The 16509-nt window shown below is 71.9% G+C and carries 14 protein-coding genes; 3 read left to right on the forward strand and 11 right to left on the reverse strand.

What is annotated here, in order from left to right:
• Positions 1 to 236: 236 nt before the first annotated feature.
• The 11 genes from ACWDN5_RS03385 to ACWDN5_RS03435 form a co-directional block, all read right to left on the reverse strand.
• A complete protein-coding gene (locus ACWDN5_RS03385; protein ID WP_449674183.1) occupies positions 237 to 740 on the reverse strand; it encodes a hypothetical protein in 504 nt (167 codons plus the stop codon).
• Entirely contained in the window at positions 728 to 1936 is a 1209-nt protein-coding gene (locus ACWDN5_RS03390) for an MCE family protein (RefSeq protein ID WP_449674185.1), read from the reverse strand. Before ACWDN5_RS03390 ends, ACWDN5_RS03385 begins: the two co-directional genes overlap by 13 nt.
• Positions 1936 to 3018: an MCE family protein gene (locus ACWDN5_RS03395; protein ID WP_449674187.1), complete on the reverse strand. Its 1083-nt coding sequence runs from the start codon at positions 3016 to 3018 to the stop codon at positions 1936 to 1938. Before ACWDN5_RS03395 ends, ACWDN5_RS03390 begins: the two co-directional genes overlap by 1 nt.
• Positions 3015 to 4055 carry an MCE family protein gene (locus ACWDN5_RS03400; RefSeq protein WP_310974602.1) on the reverse strand — a complete coding sequence of 347 codons (1041 nt, stop codon included), beginning with the start codon at positions 4053 to 4055 and terminating at the stop codon, positions 3015 to 3017. The genes ACWDN5_RS03395 and ACWDN5_RS03400 overlap by 4 nt, the downstream gene beginning before the upstream one ends.
• Positions 4052 to 5044, reverse strand: coding sequence for an MCE family protein (locus tag ACWDN5_RS03405; protein WP_449674189.1), 993 nt, complete (start codon positions 5042 to 5044; stop codon positions 4052 to 4054). The genes ACWDN5_RS03400 and ACWDN5_RS03405 overlap by 4 nt, the downstream gene beginning before the upstream one ends.
• On the reverse strand, positions 5041 to 6045 hold the full coding sequence (locus ACWDN5_RS03410; RefSeq protein WP_310974600.1) for an MCE family protein: 1005 nt from the start codon (positions 6043 to 6045) through the stop codon (positions 5041 to 5043). Before ACWDN5_RS03410 ends, ACWDN5_RS03405 begins: the two co-directional genes overlap by 4 nt.
• Positions 6042 to 7316, reverse strand: coding sequence for an MCE family protein (locus ACWDN5_RS03415; RefSeq protein WP_449674192.1), 1275 nt, complete (start codon positions 7314 to 7316; stop codon positions 6042 to 6044). The genes ACWDN5_RS03410 and ACWDN5_RS03415 overlap by 4 nt, the downstream gene beginning before the upstream one ends.
• Complete coding sequence (locus ACWDN5_RS03420; protein ID WP_310974598.1) at positions 7313 to 8164, reverse strand: MlaE family ABC transporter permease; 852 nt, start codon at positions 8162 to 8164, stop codon at positions 7313 to 7315. Before ACWDN5_RS03420 ends, ACWDN5_RS03415 begins: the two co-directional genes overlap by 4 nt.
• A 2-nt stretch (positions 8165 to 8166) precedes the next feature.
• Positions 8167 to 8961: an MlaE family ABC transporter permease gene (locus ACWDN5_RS03425; RefSeq protein ID WP_086843216.1), complete on the reverse strand. Its 795-nt coding sequence runs from the start codon at positions 8959 to 8961 to the stop codon at positions 8167 to 8169.
• Positions 8962 to 9424: 463 nt separating this feature from the next.
• Positions 9425 to 10417 carry an LLM class flavin-dependent oxidoreductase gene (locus ACWDN5_RS03430; protein WP_310974597.1) on the reverse strand — a complete coding sequence of 331 codons (993 nt, stop codon included), beginning with the start codon at positions 10415 to 10417 and terminating at the stop codon, positions 9425 to 9427.
• Between the two features lie 8 nt (positions 10418 to 10425).
• Complete coding sequence (locus tag ACWDN5_RS03435) at positions 10426 to 11784, reverse strand: FAD-dependent monooxygenase (RefSeq protein WP_449674195.1); 1359 nt, start codon at positions 11782 to 11784, stop codon at positions 10426 to 10428.
• A gap of 58 nt (positions 11785 to 11842) precedes the next feature.
• Between ACWDN5_RS03435 and ACWDN5_RS03440 the strand changes: the two genes are divergently transcribed.
• Genes ACWDN5_RS03440 through ACWDN5_RS03450 form a run of 3 tightly spaced genes read left to right on the forward strand, consistent with a single transcriptional unit; the run spans position 11843 to position 16365 of the window.
• On the forward strand, positions 11843 to 12046 hold the full coding sequence (locus ACWDN5_RS03440; RefSeq protein WP_310974595.1) for a helix-turn-helix domain-containing protein: 204 nt from the start codon (positions 11843 to 11845) through the stop codon (positions 12044 to 12046).
• A gap of 7 nt (positions 12047 to 12053) precedes the next feature.
• Positions 12054 to 12518, forward strand: coding sequence for a Clp protease N-terminal domain-containing protein (locus tag ACWDN5_RS03445; RefSeq protein WP_449674197.1), 465 nt, complete (start codon positions 12054 to 12056; stop codon positions 12516 to 12518).
• A 55-nt stretch (positions 12519 to 12573) separates the two neighbouring features.
• Positions 12574 to 16365, forward strand: a complete 3792-nt coding sequence (locus ACWDN5_RS03450; protein WP_449674199.1) for an nSTAND1 domain-containing NTPase — start codon at positions 12574 to 12576, stop codon at positions 16363 to 16365.
• Positions 16366 to 16509: the final 144 nt, after the last annotated feature.

The following is a 16509-nucleotide window of genomic DNA, read 5'->3' on the forward strand; positions in this document are numbered from 1 at the left end:
AGCTCCGTCGAACGCTCGTAGTGCTGGCGCAGGTGCTCGTCCCAGCTCGCCACGACGAACTGCTCCACGAACAGCTCCGGCTCGTCCAGGTCGCGCGCCAGACTCGCATGCGCCGGTCCCGGTGGCGCCAGACCCGCTTGCGCCGGGCCCGATGGCACCGGGCCTGCTCTCGGCGGTGTTTGCGTTAACGGCCCCGGTCTCCGCCGCCAACCCCTCCGCGGTCGTCTTCGTGCGGCTCATCGGGCACCCACCGGCAGCTGGTCGAGCGCGCTCAGCTTCCACCCCTCCGGCGTCCGGCTCAGCGCCGCCGCGAAGCGGTTGCGCTTGACCGCCGGGGCCGTTCCTTGCTTGGCCATCGTGATCTCCACCGAGGCCAGCAGCTTCGCCGTGCCCGCGTGTTCGTCCAGTTCGCTCAGGCCGGCGTCCAGCACCCGGCCCGTGGCCACCGTGGCGTTCGCCGCCAGGGTCTTCTTCGTCGTCTCGTCCGTGCGGGCCACCTGGTCGTGCAACGGGCCCGTCGAGGCCGCCAGCCACTTGCCCAGGCCGCCGTCGACGTCGTGGTAGTCCAGCGTGTTCAACTCCGCCACCAGCGTGCGGCCGGCGGTCAGTGCCTCGTCGCGGGCCGTCCCGTACGTCACCGACGACGCGTGGGCCGCCGAGTACCACGAATAGCCCGACCAACCCGCGAACACGGCCGCCGACGCGGCCAGCACCACCGACGCCACCTTCACCGCAGCCACAGCATCTCCTCGAGGCTCGTCGCCGTCGCCTGCGTCCCGAGCCCCAGCGGGCTGGTCAGCCCGCCCGGCAGCACCGCGGCCGGGACCGGCGGGTGCGGCGCGTTCTGCGAGCCGCGCACCGAGCTCGGGTCGCCGTAGGGCAGCGTGCAGGCCGCGTCGGTGTTGAACGGCATCGGCGAGACGTCGTTGCTGGGCCGGCGCGGGGTCTTCTCGTAGCCCTGGGTGCACGGCGGCGGGTCGTTGAAGTTCAGCACCAGGCCCATCCGCAGCTGGTCGCCGCGGTCGTTCAACGCCGACCCGACCGTCGCGACCGCACGGGGCACGTCCGACAGCAGCTGCTCCTCCGCCGCGGTGCGGGTGCCGAACACCCGGGCCGTGGTCAGCAGGTTGGCCAGCAGGATCGGCAGGCCCGGGTCGTTCTCCTTCAGCAGGCCGCCCAGCTCGGACGCCGCCGGCGGGGCGGCCGCGATCAGCCGCCGCAGGTCGCCGTCGGAGCTCGCCAGCTGCTGGGCGAACACCTTGGCGTTGCTGCTGAACGACCGCCACTGCGCTGAGGAGTCGATCTGCGTCCGCAGCACCGTCGCGCCGTCGCCGATCAGCTTCGACGTCTGCGGCAGGTGGTTGCTCGCCTCCTGGGTGAACGTCGTCGCCGAGTCCATCAGCGTCTGCAGGTCCGGGCCCGCGCCGCGCAGGGCGTCGTCGAGCTCGTTCACCACCGTGCGCAGGTCCTGGGTCGGCACCGACGCGGTGAACGAGTCCAGGTCGGTCAGCAGGCTGTTCACCGGCAGCGGCAGCGTCGTCGACTCGCGCCGGATGACCGAATTGCCGTCGAGGTAGGGCGCGTTCGCCGTACGTGGCTGCAGGTCGACGTACTGCTCGCCGACCGCCGAGCGGTTCGCGACCACGGCCCGCGAGTCCGCCGGGATGGGCGGGGCGTCGTCGTCGATCAGCAGGTCCGCCTCCATGCCGGCGACGGTGAGCCGCAGCTCCCCGACCCGGCCGACGGCGACGCCGCGGTAGGTCACCTCGCCGTTGGTGAACAGCCCGCCGCCTTCGGCGAGCTCGAGCTTCACCGTGTAGCTGCCGGACCCGAACAGCCGGCCCAGCCCGGCGTAGTTCGCGCCGACGAACGCGGTCGTGGCCAGCGCGATCACGACGAACAGGACGACCTGGACGCGGACTCTGGTGCTCAGCATCAGCGGCCTCCGGTGGCGACCGGGGTGGTGCTGCTCGGCAGCGGGAAGACGGGCAGCCCCGGCGGGACACCCTCGCCGAGCGGGGGCAGCGGCACGCCGGGCGCCGGGATCATCGAGGCGTAGGCGTTGACGTAGTCGCCCTTGATCGCGCCCAGCACCGAGTCCGGGAACGGGAACGTCGGCAGCATCTGCAGCGACTGCGGCAGGTCCTTCCCGGCGTCGGCCAGCTGCTGCAGGATCGGTGCCAGCGCACGCAGGTCGGCCACCATGTCGGCGCGGCTGCGGTCGACCACGTCGGTGGCCACCGTGCCGAGCCGGTCCAGCGCCTGCAGCATCGACACGAGCTGGGTGCGCTGGTCGGTGAGCGTTTTCAGGCCCGGCGTCAGGTCGGTCAGCGCGCCGGAGAGCTGCTCGTGCCGGTTGGCCAGGGTCGCCGAGAGCCGGTTCAGCCCGTCGAGCGCTTCGGTGATGTCCGACCGGTGCGCGTCCAGGTCGGTCATCAGGGTGTTCACCCCGGAGAGGAACGACCGGATCTGGTCTTCGTTGCCGTCCATCACCTTCGACAGTTCCCGGTTGATCGTCTGCAGCTGCCCGATCCCGCCGCCGTTGAGCAGCAGGGAAAGCGCGCCGAAGATCTCTTCGAACTCGGGGTTGCGGTTGGTGCGGTCCAGGGTGATCGTGGCGCCGTTCGCCAGCCGCCCGGTGCCGGCGGTCTTCGGGTCACCGTCCGGTGGGGCCAGTTCGACGAACTTCTCGCCGAGGAGGCTGGACTGGCGGAGCCGCGCGACCGCGTTCGCGGGCAGGACGACGTCGCCGTTGACCTCCAGGACCGTTTCGGCCGTCCAGCCGTCCCCGCCGAGGTGGACTTCGCGCACCCGGCCGACCGGGACGTCGCCGACCTTCACCGCGGCCTGCGGCACCAGGTCGAGGACGTCGGCGAACTGCACGGTCACCGAGTACGGGTGGTCGCCGACGTCGGCGCCGCCCGGCAGCGGCAGGTCGTAGACGCCCTTGAACTCGCCGGAGGAGCAGCCCGCGAGCGTCAGGCACCCGACGGCGAAGACCGCGAGTACGCGTTTCACCGGCCGCCTCCGTTCGTGTAGGTGTCACCGGTCACCGGCAGCGGCAGCGGCGGCTGGGGGTAGTACTCCAGCAGGTTTCCGCGGCCGAGCACCCGCCCGGTGGCCGGGTCGACCGACTGGAGCACGTTCGTCACCGCCAGCGGCGCGACGTCGAGCGTTTCGGCCAGGGACGCGCGCTGCTCGACGAGGGTCCGCGTGGTCGTCACCAGGTTGTCCACATTGGCCTTGAGCGCGCCGCGGTTGTCCCGGATGAACGCCTGGACGTCGCCGAGCGCGCGGCCGAGGCCTTCGAGCGCCTGGGCCAGCTCGCCGCTGTTGGCGGCCAGGGTGCCGGAGATCTGGGCCAGCTGCTGGTTGACGTTGCTCACCTGGCTGTCGTTGGTGGCCAGCATGGTGGTGAACTGCTGCAGCTCGGTCACCGTGCCGAACAGGTCGTTCGAGTTGCCGGCCAGCGTGCGGGCCAGCTGGGCGAAGTTGCGGACGCTGTCGTTGAACGCGCGGCCGTTGCCCTGCAGGGTCTGCGCGCCGGTCTTCAGCAGGTCGGACAGCGCGCCCTGGGAGTTGGCGCCGTTCGGGCCGAGAGCCTGGGAAATCGTGTCGAGGCTGGCGTAGAGCTGGTCGAGCTCGACCGGGGTGGCCGTGCGCTGGACCGGGATCGTCGCGCCGTCCGGCAGCCGCGGCCCGCCGCGGGCCGGCTTGCCGAACTGCAGGTACCGGTCGGCGACGACGCTGGGAGCGATCACCAGGAGGGTGGTGTCCTCGGCGACGCCGACCGAGCCGTCGACGCTCATGTCGACCTGCACCTGCTCGCCGCGCGGGGTCACCGAGTCGACCTGGCCGATCCGGACGCCGAGCACGCGGACGTCGGAGCCGGGGTAGACGCCGACCGCGCGGGTGAAGAACGCCGTGACGTGGTGCTGGCCGGAGCCGGAGAACACCCACCACAGCGCCGCCGAGACGACGAGGGCGAGCAGCAGGGCGGCGGCGACGAACCGGCTCGCCAGGACGCCGGCGCGGGTGGTGGTCAGCGCGCTCACTTCGCTCCTCCCTGGGATTTCGGCGGGGTGCAGGGGTCGTGGTTCTCGGGCAGCAGCCCGCAGAGGTAGGCGTCGATCCAGTGGCCGTTGCCGGTCGTGTTGGTGAGCACCCGGAAGTACGGGCCGGCCAGCTGCAGGCCCCTGGTGAGGTTGTCGTTCTGCCGCTTGAGCAGGTCGGTGACCTGGTCGAGCGACTGCAGGGCGGGCTTGAGCGCGTCGGAGTTGTCCCGCACCAGCCCGCTGAGCTGATCGGCCAGCCGGGCCGAGCCGTCCAGGAGGTCCCGGATCGCGTCGCGGCGGCTGTTCAGCTCGGTGAGCAGCAGGTTGCCGTCGCCGATCAGCTTCTCGAAGTCGTCGTTCGAGTTCGCCAGGGTCGTGGTCAGCTTGCGGGCGTTGGCGAGCAGTTCGGCGATCTGGCTGTCGCGGCCGGCCACCGTCTTCGACAGCTGGCTCAATCCGTCGAGGGCGCTGCGGACGTGCTCGGGGGAGTTGCGGAAGGTGTCCGACAGCGTGGTGAAACTGTCCGCGAGCTGCTTGGTGTCGATCGCGCCCACGGTGTCGGCGAGGCCGTTGAAGGCGTCGGTGACGTCGTAGGGCGTGACCGTCCGGGTCCGCGGGATCGGCCGGTCCGGGTCCTGGACGTCGTCGCCGGTGGGGTTCAGCGCGAGGAACTTGCGGCCCAGCAACGTCTTGATCTTGATCTCGGCGGACGTGCGGTCGCCGATCCAGGCGTTCTTGACCCGGAAGGAGATCAGGACGTGGTCGTCGGCCAGCGCGACCGTGCGGACCTCGCCGACCTTGATGCCGGCGATCCGGACCTCGTCCTCGGGCTGCAGGCCGGCGGCCTCGGAGAACTCGGCCTCGTACGTCGTGCCGCCGCCGACGATCGGCAGGTTGTCGTAGTTGAAGGTGAGGGTGAGCAGGGCGGCCAGCCCGACACTGCCCACGACGCCGAGGGTGATCGGGTTGCGTTCCTTGAAGGACTTCACGATCCGCACCTCGCCGTGTCGGTCCGCACTCCGCGCGGGGGCGTGGCTTCGAGCGTGGCGCCGCAGAGGAAGAAGTTCATCCACGATCCGTAGGAGGCGGTCCGGCCGATCTCGCCGAACTTCACGGGCAGATTGGTCAGGAAACTGTCCACATCGGACTGGTTCTCGGCCAGCGTGCCCGCGACCTTCCGCAGGCCGTCGATGCTGTCCTTCAGCGGCGGGCGGGCCTGCTCGAACAGCCCGGCGGTGGACTCGGTCAGCGCGCCGATCCCACTGATGGCGTCGCCGATCGCGGCCCGGTCGCCGGCCAGCCCGGAGACCAGCCGGCGCAGGGTGGACACGAGGTTCGCCAGCGCGTCACCCTTGCCGTTGACCGTGGTCAGGACCGTGTTGAGGTTCCCGATCACCTCGCCGATCACCTTGTCGCGCGAGGCCAGGGTGGTGGTCAGCGAACCGGTGTGCTGCAGCAGGCTCTCGACGGTGCCGCCTTCGCCCTGCAGCACCTGGACGATCTCGCCGGAGAGCTCGTTGACGTCGTTCGGTGACAGCGCCTGGAAGAGCGGTTTGAAGCCGTTGAACAGATCGGTGAGGTCGAGCGCGGGAGTCGTGCGGTCCAGCGGGATCTCGGCGCCCACGGGCAGCTGCTCCCGGGTGCCGGTGTTCCCGCGCTCCAGGGCGACGTACCGCTGGCCGACCATGTTGCGGTACTTGATGACCGCGTGGACGTCGGCGGGCAGCCGGCGGCCCTGGTCGAGGGAGAACGCGACCACGGCCCGGTTGCGGTCGCCGATGTCGAGGGACTCGACCTGGCCGACGCGGACGCCGGAGATGCGCACGTCGTCGCCGACGTTGAGCGAAGTCGCGTCGAGGAACTTGGCCGTGTAGCGCTCGTCGGCGCCGACACCGGAGTTCGTGATGGAGATGGCGAGCAGGGCCGTGGCCAGTGCCGTGACGGCGATGAAGACGAGGCTCTTGATCAGCGGGCCGGCGATGTTCCTCACTTGAGCGTCACCTCCGTGCCGCGGTAGAGCGGCCCGACGAGCACGCTGCTCCAGGCCGGGACCTCGGCCGCGGGCACCCCGACCGACGGCGCGAGCAGCGTCGACAGCAGCTGCTCCTCCTGCGGTGAGTTCGGGAGCCCGAGGTCGCCCTGGCCGCCGGTGAGCAGCGGGTGCGCCGCGGTGCCGGGAGCCGTCGCGGCGGTGCCGATCGTCGGAGAGACGCCGGACGGGTAGCACCGCGGCTCGCCGCCGCCGGTGAACCGCGGGTCGTCCCGGCCCGGCCGGTACTTGCCGCTGTCGGGCAGGACCGCGACTTCGCCGTGCAGGCCCGGTTCTTTCGTGCCCGCGCCGAGCACCTTGTCCATGGAGCCTCTCAGTGCGTTGAGCGAGCCGATCGTGCAGGCGAAGCTGGGGGAGTACTTCGCCGCGATCTCCAGCGGCGCACGGCTGTCGGCGGCCAGGGAGATGAGGTTGTCCCGGTTGGCGGCCAGGAACGTGGAGATCTCCTGCGACGACGACGTCACCTGCTGGTACACCCCGGTCAGGTCGGCCTGCTTCTCCTTGACCGTGCCGAGCGTGACGGCGGAGTCGGTGAGCACGTCGAGGAGATCCGGGGCGATGTCGCCGTAGAGGCGGGAAACCGTCGCGAGGTCCCGGACGTCCGAGGTCAGCTGCGGGAGGTCGGGGTTGAACTCCTCGAGGTAGTCCGCGGCGGTGTCGATGGTCCGCCCGAGCTGCTCGCCGCGTCCCTCCAGGACCGTCGAAACCGCGGTCAGCGTCGTGGCCAGCTTCTGCGGCTGGACCGCCTGCAGGACCGGCAGCAGGTTGTCGAAGACCCGTTCCAGCTCGACCGCGTTGGCCGAACGGTCCTGCTCGATGACGTCGCCGGCGACCAGGTGCGGGGCCCGCTCGCCGTCCGGGATGGACAGCTGGACGTACCGCTCGCCGAACAGCGTCTTCGGCACGAGCAGCGCGGAGACGTTGCGGGGCAGCATGTCCACCTTGCCCGGTTCGAGTGCAAGCGCTATCTCGGCGCCCTGCGGCGTCGCCCGGACGTCGCGGATCTCGCCGACGAGCACGCCACGGGCCTTGACCTGGCCGCCCGGGGAGAGCTGGTTGCCGATCCGGCTCGCCTTGAGCGTCACCGGGACGGTGGTGACGAAGTCCTTGTCGTACACCTTGATGGACAGCGTCACGAGGACGCCCATCACGACCAGGAACAGCACGCCCGCGGTGCGGACCCCGGCCTTGTGGCGGGTTTCGCGTCTCATCCGGCCACCTGCACGGTCGTCGTCGCGCCCCAGATCGCCAGGGACAGGAAGAAGTCGAGGACGCTGATCGCGACGATCGCGGTCCGGACCGCGCGGCCCACCGCGACCCCGACACCCGCCGGGCCGCCGCTCGCGCGGAAGCCGTAGTAGCAGTGCGCCAGGACCACCACGACGCTGAACACCAGGACCTTCCCGAACGACCACAGCACGTCGCCGGGAGGCAGGAACAGCAGGAAGTAGTGGTCGTAGGTACCGGCGGACTGGCCGAAGAACCAGACGGTGACCTGCCGCGAAGCGAGGTAGCTCGACAGCAGCCCGATCGCGTAGAGCGGGATGACGGCGAGGAAGCCGGCGATCACCCGGGTCGTCACCAGGTACGGGACGCTCGGGATGCCCATGACCTCGAGGGCGTCGATCTCCTCGGAGATCCGCATCGCGCCGAGCTGCGCGGTGAAGCCGCAGCCGACGGTGGCGCTCAGGGCGAGGCCGGAGACCAGCGGCGCGATCTCGCGCGTGTTGAAGTAGGCGGAGACGAACCCGGCGAACGCCGACGTCCCGACCTGGTTCAGCGCGGAGTAGCCCTGGAGGCCGACGACCGTGCCGGTGGCGACGGTCATCCCGATCATCACGCCGATCGTGCCGCCGATGACGGCCAGCGCGCCGCTGCCGAAGCTGACCTCGGCCAGCAGGCGGACGACCTCGCGCAGGTAGCGGTGCAGGGCGCGCGGGGTCCAGGCGATCGCGCGGAGGAAGAAGAGGATCTGGTCGCCGAGCGTGTCGAGGAAGCCGAACCGGCGGTCGACGGCCTCGCGTACCCGAGCCGTTCTCGGGAGGTCCGTGGTCGTCACTTCTAGCTCCCCTTGGGCGGGACGAGTTGCAGGTAGACGGTGGTGAGGATCAGGTTCAGCACGAACAGCAGCAGGAACGTGATGACCACGGACTGGTTGACCGCGTCGCCGACACCCTTCGGGCCGCCCTTGGGGTTGAGGCCGCGGTAGGAGGCGACCACCCCGGCGACGAAGCCGAAGATGAGGGCCTTGATCTCGCTGATCCACAGGTCCGGCAGCTGGGCCAGGGCCGAGAAGCTCGCGAGGTAGGCGCCGGGGGTGCCGTGCTGCATGATCACGTTGAAGAAGTAGCCGCCGAGCACGCCGACGACGCTGACCATGCCGTTGAGGAAGACCGCCACGCCCATCGCGGCGAGCACCCGCGGCACGATCAGGCGCTGGACCGGCGAGACGCCGAGCACCTCCATCGCGTCGATCTCTTCGCGGATGGTGCGGGAGCCGAGGTCGGCGCACATCGCGCTGCCGCCGGCGCCGGCGATGAGCAGGGCCGTGACGATCGGGCTGGCCTGCTGGATGATCGCCAGCACGCTCGCCGCGCCGGTGAACGACTGCGCGCCGATCTGCGTGGTCAGCGACCCGATGTGCAACGCGATCACCGCGCCGAACGGGATCGAGACCAGCGCCGTCGGCAGGATCGAGACGCTCGCGATGAACCAGAACTGCTGGATCAGCTCGCGTACCTGGAACGGGCGGCGGAAGGTCAGCCGGACGACGTCGAAACCGAGCCCGTAGAGCCGGCCGGTCTGCCGCAGTGCGGCCGCCCCCGGGAACGACGCCGTCGTCGTCCGTTCGGCCATTCGTGTGCCTCCAGCGGTTTCGGCGGCACGCCGAACACACCCGAGTCGACCAAGGGGAAATGGTCCGAATGGGGTAACAAATCCCAGTCATTCACGGTCTCGGGGGCACCGTGCCGTTTCCTACTGGTCGGTACGCTAACGACGGCCTTGCTGGGAGACAAGAACTTGAGCAGGATCACGGGGTCACGGGCTGGTAACCGCACATTTCTTGTCCGGTGCTGACAAACGGTCCCGATCTTGTTGTCAGGGAAGGAAAAGAAACTTACCCCCGGCTCGCGCCCCGCCTTGACAATACGTCCCCGCTTGTCAATTCCCGCGTGCTTGAAGGGTCGACACGCGTGTCTGGAGAGTCGACACGCGTGATCAGGAAGACGACACGGCGCAGGACCCCGGGCTCCGCCGTGTCGACCCTTCAATCACGCGTGTCGACCTCTCAATCACGTGTGCCGACCCTTCCGGCACGTCAGGACTTGAGGGTGGCGAGGAGTTCGTAGGAGCGGATGCGGTCGGCGTGGCCGTGGACCATCGTGGTGACCATCAGCTCGTTCGCGCCGGTGTCGGCCAGGAGCTGCTCGAGTCCCTTTTGGACGGTTTCCGGCGAGCCGACGATGCTGGACCCGAAGCGCTCGGCCAGGAACGCGCGGTCCATCTCGGTGTACGGGTACTCCGCGGCCTCTTCCGGCGTCGGCAGCGCGATCGGGCGGCCGCGGCGGAGGCTGAGGAACGTCAGCCCGGACGGACCGGCGAGGAACCGGGCGCGCTCGTCGGTTTCGGCGGCGACCACGGACACGCCGAGCATCACGTACGGCTCGTCGAGCACGCCGGGCCGGAAGTTCTCGCGGTACAGCTGCACGGCCGGGATCGTGTTCTCCGCGGCGAAGTGGTGCGCGAAGGAGAACGGCAGCCCGAGCCGTCCGGCCAGCTGGGCGCTGAAACCACTCGAACCGAGCAGCCACACCGGCGGCTGGTTGCCCTCCGCCACCACCGCGTTGACGCCGCGCGCCTCCGAGTGGGTGAAGTAGCCGATCAGTTCCTGCAGGTGCTCCGGGAAGTTCTCCGCGGACAGCCCGCCCGGGCCGCGCAGCGCCAGCGCCGTCCGCTGGTCGGTGCCGGGCGCGCGGCCGATGCCGAGGTCGATCCGGCCGGGGTGGAACGCCTCCAGGGTGCCGAACTGCTCGGCGACGACCAGTGGCGCGTGGTTGGGCAGCATGATGCCGCCCGACCCGACGCGGATGCGCTCGGTGGCGTCGGCGACGTGCCCGATCAGCACGACCGTGGCCGAGCTGGCGATGCCGGGCATGTTGTGGTGCTCGGCCAGCCAGTAGCGGTGGTAGCCCAGCCGTTCCGCGGCGCGGGCGAGGTCCAGGGTGTTGCGCAGCGTCTCGCCGACGGTGTTCCCCTCCGACACGGGGGACAGGTCGAGCACGGACAGCGGCACGTCAGGCAGTGAGCTCACAACCGGGGTCAACGCCCCGGTGCCGTCAATGCTTCCCGCAGGGCCGCCGGATCACCGCCGCGGAACGTCACGACGCCGTCCGGGCGCACGAGCAGCGCGTCGGCGGGGGCGTCCGGGCAGGCGGCGGTGACGATCTTCACGCCCGGCCCCGCGGCTTCCCGCAGGTCGGCGCGGTCGGCGAAGTCGAACAGCACGGTCCGCGCGGCCCGCATGATCTCCGCCACTGTGGTCGGCTCGCCGCCGACCGTCAGCGGCAGGTCGGGGACGTACGGCAGCTCGTCGGCGTCCCGCAGGAGCCCGCCCAGGTACCGGGCCGCCTCGGGAAGCGCGGCCAGCTCGCCGAAGAGCGTCCGCAGGGCGTCGCCGTCCTCGCCGGTCAGGCGATCCAGGAGGGCCTGGACGCGGGTTTGCGTCAACGTCCGCGCCGCGACCGGGTGCCGTTCGGCGTGGTAGCTGTCGAGAAGGCTTTCCGGCGCCGAACCGCGGACGACGGCGGCGAGCTTCCAGCCGAGGTTGACCGCGTCCAGCAGCCCGACGTTGAGCGACGACCCGCCGGCGGGGAAGAGGTGGGCGGCGTCGCCGGCCAGGAACACGTGGCCGGCCCGGTACCGCTCGGCGAGCCGCGCCGAACTCGCCGTCCGCGAGAGCCAGAGCGGTTCGCCGAGCGGCAGGTCGCTCCCGAGGACCCGGCGGACGGCGTCGCGGAACTCCTCCAGGGTCGGCTCTCCGACCGGCTCGGGGGCGACCTCGCGGACGCCGGCGATCACCACGCCGGGCGCCAGCGACGTCACCAGCACGCGCCCGCCGGGACGGCGGTTCCAGCCGCGCGCCAGCCCGGAGCCGAACAGCGGGAGGTTCCCGCGGAAGTGCCCGAGGCGCAGGAGCTCGCCGTCGGTGGTGCCGGGAAATCCGATGCCGGCCAGCTTGCGGACACGGCTGTGCGCGCCGTCGCAGCCGACGACGTACCGCGCGTCCAGGCGGTGTTCGCCGTCCGGGCCGCGCACGGTCCCGAGGTCGACGAGTTCGTGCCCGCGCCGGATTTCGGCGCCGAGTTCGCGTGCGCGTTCGGTCAGCAGCGCCTCCATGCGCGGCTGCTGCAGCATCAGGCCGGGTACGGGCGCGTTCACCGGCACCGGCCCGAACGGGAAGCCGGGGAAGGGGCCGGCGAACGCCGTCTCGGCCCGGAACCGGTCCAGGAGCCCCCGGTGGTCGAGCTGCTCGACGATCCGGCCGACGAGCCCGTTCGCCCGCGGCCGCTCGTCCGGCGCGGCCCGCCGGTCGAACACCACCACCTCGGCCCCGCCGAGCCGCAGCTCCGCCGCCAGCATCAGGCCCACCGGGCCCGCTCCGATCACCGCGACATCCATGACACCCTCCCGATTGTCAGTTCAAACTGACGACCATGTCAGGCTAGACTGACACACCGTGGAAGCGGAAGAGCTTTCGGGACGCGTCTCGGAAACGGATCCGGCGGTGGCGTTGCGGGCGGTGGGTGCCCTGCACCGGCTCGCCGAGCAGGTCGAAGCGGCGGCCGTCGCGCACGCGCGGCAGCAGGGCTGGTCGTGGGAGCAGATCGGGGACGCGCTCGGCGTCGCCCGGCAGTCCGTGCACGCCAAGTACGGGAAGTGAGGTCCTCGTGCTGGACCGGCTGATCGCCAAGAGCCCGTTCGCCGCGGTGGTGACGGCGGCCCTGGAGGAGTCCCGCCGCCGCGGCGACCGGCGGCTCGGCACCGAACACCTGCTGCTGGGCCTGCTGCACGACGCCGGCAGCGCGCGCACGCTCGGCACGAGCCTGGCCGAGGCCCGCGCGGCCCTGGACCGCCTCGACCGGGCCGCCCTGGCGGCGCTCGGCATCGAGGTCGAAGGCCTCCGCCCACCCGATGTCCCGGTGCGGCGCGGGAAGCTGACGCCGGGCGCGCTGACGTCCGGGGCGCGCGCGGTCGTCAACGAGGCGATCCGCGGGACACTGCGGCCGCGTGATCCGGCGCAGCTCCTGCGGGTGCTCGTAACGCTGTCACCGCCGGATCCGGCGGCCGATCTGCTGGCCGAACTGGGCGTGCCCGCCGAAGCCGTTCGCCGGCGGCTGGATTCGCCTCCGTGACCGCGCGGGATTGGCTACGGTGGGCCAATCGGAAAATGGACAACAGGAGGACCGGTTGCCGCGTCCCGAGCGCCCCTTGGATCCCGGAGACGATCTGCTGATCGAATTCGCCGCCGATCTCCGGCGGTTGCGCGAGAGCGCCGGGAATCCGACCTACCGCGAGCTGGGACGGCGGGCGCACTACTCGGCCGGGACGCTGTCGGAAGCCGCCGGCGGGCGGAAACTCCCCAGCCTGGCGGTCACCTTGGCCTACGTCCGGGCCTGCGGCGGGACGACGGCGGAATGGGAGGAACGCTGGCACGCCGTCGCCGACGAGTCGCGGGCGGGCGGTGCCGATTCACCGCCGGAGCCGGAATCCGGCGAAATTCCGCCGTACGTCGGGCTGGCCGCTTTCACCCCGGCCGACGCCGGTCGATTCTTCGGCCGGGAACGACTGGTCGAAAAACTTGTCGAACGACTCGCGAGACAACGTTTTCTCGCCGTCCTCGGCGCGTCCGGCTCGGGGAAATCGTCCCTGCTGCGGGCCGGTCTGCTGCCGTCGGTGAAGGGGCCGGCCGTGCTGCTCACGCCGGGGCACCGCCCGCTGCAGGAGTGCGCGGTCAAGTTCGCCGCCGCGCTCGGCGTCGCCCCGGGCGCCCTGCTCGACGACTTCGCCGCACACCCGCGCAACCTCGGCCTCGCCGCCCGCCAGCTGGCCGACGGCGAGGAGGAGGACGTCGTGCTGGTCGTCGACCAGTTCGAAGAGGTCTTCACCCTTTGCCAGGACGACCGGGAGCGGGCCCGCTTCCTCGGCGCGCTCGTCACCGCGACCACCGAACCCGGCAGCCGCACCCGGGTCGTCCTCGGCATCCGCACCGACTTCTACACCCACTGCGCGCGGCACGCCGAGCTCGCCGAGGCCATGCAGGACGCCCAGATCCTGGTCGGCCCGATGACGACCGAAGAGCTCCGGCAGGCGATCTCGCGGCCCGCCGTCGACGCCGGCTACCGCGTCGAAACCGGCCTGGTCTCCCGGCTCGTCGCGGACGCCACCGGCCAGCCCGGCGTGCTGCCCCTGCTTTCGCACGCGCTGCTGGAGACGTGGCGGCGGCGCCGCGGCACCACGCTGACCCTCGCCGGGTACGAGTCGACCGGCGGCATCGAGCGGGCCATCGCGCAGACGTCCGAAGGCACCTTCGCGAAGCTGTCACCGCGTCAGCAGCGGCTGGCGCGGCAGATCTTTCTCCGGATGACCGCGCTCGGCGAAGGCACCGAAGACACCAAGCGGCGCATCGGCCGGGCCGAGCTCGACGCCGACGACGAGGACACCGCCGTCGTCCTCGGCGAGCTGGCCGCGGCCCGGCTGGTCACCCTCGACGACACCGGCATCGACATCGCCCACGAAGCCCTCATCCGAGGCTGGCCGCGGCTGCGCGAGTGGCTCACCGAAGACCGCGAAGGCCTGCGCGTCCACCGGCAGCTCACCGAGGCGACCGGCGCCTGGGAAGCCGTCGGCTCCGACCCCGGCTGGCTCTACCGCGGCACCCGGCTGGCGATCGCCCGGGAGTGGGCCGCGCGCCAGGACTCGGCGCTGTCCCAGCGGGAACGGCGGTTCCTCGACGCCAGCCTCGCCGTCGAGCACGCCGAACAGGAACGCGACCGCCGCCGCACCCGCCGGCTGCGGCAGCTGGTCGCCCTGCTCGCGGTGCTGCTGGTCTTCGCCGTGGCCGCCACCGTCTACGCCGTGCGCGCCGAGACCACGGCCACCGAGCAGCGCAACGACGCGCTCGCCCAGAAGGTGGCCGGCCAGGCGCTGGCCATGCGCGCCACGAACCCGGCGCTGGCCGCGCAGCTCGCGCTCGCCGCGTACCGCCTGGATCCCGGGGCCGACGAGCGCAGCGGCCTGCTCGGCATGTTCGGCTCGCCGTACGCGACGCGCCTGTCCGGGCACACCGGCCGGGTCAACACCGTCGCCCTCCGCCCGGACGGGCAGGTCATCGCCACGGCCAGCTGGGACGGCACGGCCCGGCTCTGGGACACCCGCGACCCGCACCACCCGGTGCCGCTGGGCGTGCTCGCCGGGCACCAGGGCAACGTGAACAACGTCGCCTTCGCGGCCGACGGCCGGACCGTCGCCACCGCGGGCTTCGACGGCACCGTCCGCGTCTGGGACGTCTCGGACCCGGCGCGGCCGGGCCCCGGCACGACGATCGAGCGGCACGAGGGCAAGGCCTACGCCGTGGCCTTCAGCCCGGCCGGGCCGCTGCTGGCGACCGCCGACGTCAAGGGCACGATCCGGTTCTACGACACGACCGACCCCGCGCACCCGCGGCCGTCGGGGGAGCTGACCGGGCACACCTCCTACGTCAACAACCTCGCGTTCAGCGGCGACGGCCGGCTGCTCGCTTCGGCGTCGGCGGACAAGACCGCGCGCGTGTGGGACGTCGCTTCGCGGACGCAGCTCGGCGTCGTGGCCGGGCACACCGACGTCGTGCACTCGGTCGCCTTCAGCCCGGGGCGGCCGGTCCTCGCCACGGCGAGCCAGGACCAGACCGCGCGGCTGTGGGACATCGCCGACCCGGCCCACCCGGGGCCGCTGGCGTCGCTGACCACGCACAAGGCGACCGTGCGCTCGGTGGCGTTCACCGCGGACGGGCGCACCCTCGCGACCACCGGCTTCGACCGCACGGCCCGGCTGTGGGACGTCGCCGACCCGCGGCAGCCCCGCGAGCTGCAGTCGCTGTCCGGCCACATCGGCGCGGTCGTCTCGGCGGTGTTCACCCGCGACGGCCGCACCCTCGCGACGGCCAGCGACGACCAGTCCGCCCGGCTCTGGGACCTGCCCGGTCCCGCGATCCCCGCGCACACGGCCCAGGCGTGCCACGTCGCGTACGGAGCCGGGGGCAAGCTGCTGGCCTCCGGCGGTTACGACCAGACGGTGCGGCTGCACGACCTCACCGACCCGCGCGCGCCGCGGGACCTGGCCACGATCGGCGGGTTCGGCGACGCGGTCTGCGGCGTCGCCGTCAGCCCGGACGGCCGCACCCTGGCCACCGGCAGCTGGGACCACACGATGACGGTGCGGGACATCACCGACCCGGCCCGGCCGGGGCCACCGGTGGTGTTCAACCGGCTCCACGACGACATCGACGCGGTGGCGTTCAGCCCGGACGGCCGCCTGCTCGCCACCGCGGGCGACGGCCACACGGCCCGGCTGTGGGACCTGGCCGACCGCCTCCGGCCGGTGGAGATCGCCAAGCTGGAGGGCCACGACGACGACGTCCACACGATCGCGTTCAGCCCCGACGGCCGGACGCTCGCCACGGCGGGCTGGGACCACACGGCGCGGCTGTGGGACATCTCGGCGCCCGGAGCCCCGCGGCCGCTCGCGAAGCTGGCGGGCCACACGGACACGATCTTCTCGATCGCCTACAGCCCCGACGGCAAGCACGTCGCGACGGCGAGCGCGGACCGCATGGTCCGCCTCTGGGACGTCACGGACCCGCACCGCGTACCGCCCTCGGTGGTGCTGGACGGCCACGCGGACGTCGTCATGTCGGTGTCGTTCAGCGGCGACGGCCGAACGCTGGCCTCGGGGAGCTACGACCGCACGATCCGGCTGTGGGACGTCGCGGCGGCGGCACCGTACGCGGTGTTGCCCGAGCAGCGCGACCGCGTCTACGTCGCGCAGTACGCGCCGAACGGCCATACGCTGGCGGGAGGAGGTGCGGACGGCGCGGTCCGGTTCTGGGAGGGCGACCCGGACCGGGCGGCCGAGCGCATCTGCGCGGCGGTGTCACCGCGGATCAGCGAGGCGGAGTGGAGCGAAAGCTTCCCGGACCTCGACTACGCCCCGCCGTGCCCCTGACCGGGGCGGCTGTGGTTGTTCGGCGTTGTTGTTCGGTGCGTGAGCGCGGACACCGAACAACCCGGATCGACTAGACATGCCCTCGGACGATGTCGTCCCACGACGTTCATTTCACCGGGGGTCTGAAGGGCTCCTTCGAGGAAA

This window comes from Amycolatopsis sp. NPDC003731, from assembly GCF_053586895.1.

Coding starts and splice junctions, on each gene's coding strand:
- ACWDN5_RS03390 (WP_449674185.1), bottom strand. CDS start 1,936: ATGCTGAGCACCAGAGTCCGCGTCCAGGTCGTCCTGTTCGTCGTGATC.
- ACWDN5_RS03415 (WP_449674192.1), bottom strand. CDS start 7,316: ATGAGACGCGAAACCCGCCACAAGGCCGGGGTCCGCACCGCGGGCGTG.
- ACWDN5_RS03425 (WP_086843216.1), bottom strand. CDS start 8,961: ATGGCCGAACGGACGACGACGGCGTCGTTCCCGGGGGCGGCCGCACTG.
- ACWDN5_RS03435 (WP_449674195.1), bottom strand. CDS start 11,784: ATGGATGTCGCGGTGATCGGAGCGGGCCCGGTGGGCCTGATGCTGGCG.